General features: G+C 62.1%; 1 pseudogene. It reads right to left on the bottom strand.

Features of this window, described 5'->3' with window-relative positions:
* Positions 1-639, bottom strand: a pseudogene (locus L691_RS27650) (aminotransferase-like domain-containing protein); the annotation flags it as partial.

Raw genomic sequence — 639 nt, forward strand, 5'->3', positions numbered from 1 at the left:
TGCGAGAGGGAGCTTGCGCCGTAATCCGTTTGCATTTTAATATCGGCCAGACGCCGGATCACCTGTTCGGGCCCGGCTACCCAGCCGATACGCAGTCCTGGGCTGGCGGATTTCGATAGGGTGCCCAGGTGGAGCACCTGTCCATTCCGGTCCAGCGCTTTGAGCGGCAGCGCGGAGACGTGTCCAGCCACAGGTCCTGATAGGCGCCATCCTCCAGTACGGGCAGTCCCAGCGCCGCTGTCATCTCCATCAGTTCCCGCCGCCGCTCCGCGTCCATAAGAATACCGGTCGGGTTATGAAAGGACGGAATCGTATACAGCAGCGCCGCCTTGGTTCGGGCTGCCTGGCCCTCAAGCCCTTCCGTTACGAGGCCCCGCCCGTCCATGGGCAGGCCGTGCAGTTTGACCCCAGCCGACTGGAAAGAATGAATGGAGTACAAATAAGAGGGCTTCTCCAATAGAACGGCCGCCCCTTTGGGCAGCAGCCCGAGAGCGATAAGCTGAATGCCCTGAAGCGCCCCGGAGAGAATCAGAATCGAGGATGGCCCTGCTTGAATGCCGGTTCTCCCGAGCTCTTTGCTGACCGCGCGCCGAAGCCGCAGATTGCCGAGCGGCTCCTCATACGCCAGCGGCAGCTCGT

Origin of the sequence: Paenibacillus zanthoxyli JH29, assembly GCF_000520715.1 — a bacterium.
In the GTDB taxonomy this organism is placed as follows: domain Bacteria; phylum Bacillota; class Bacilli; order Paenibacillales; family Paenibacillaceae; genus Paenibacillus_AQ; species Paenibacillus_AQ zanthoxyli.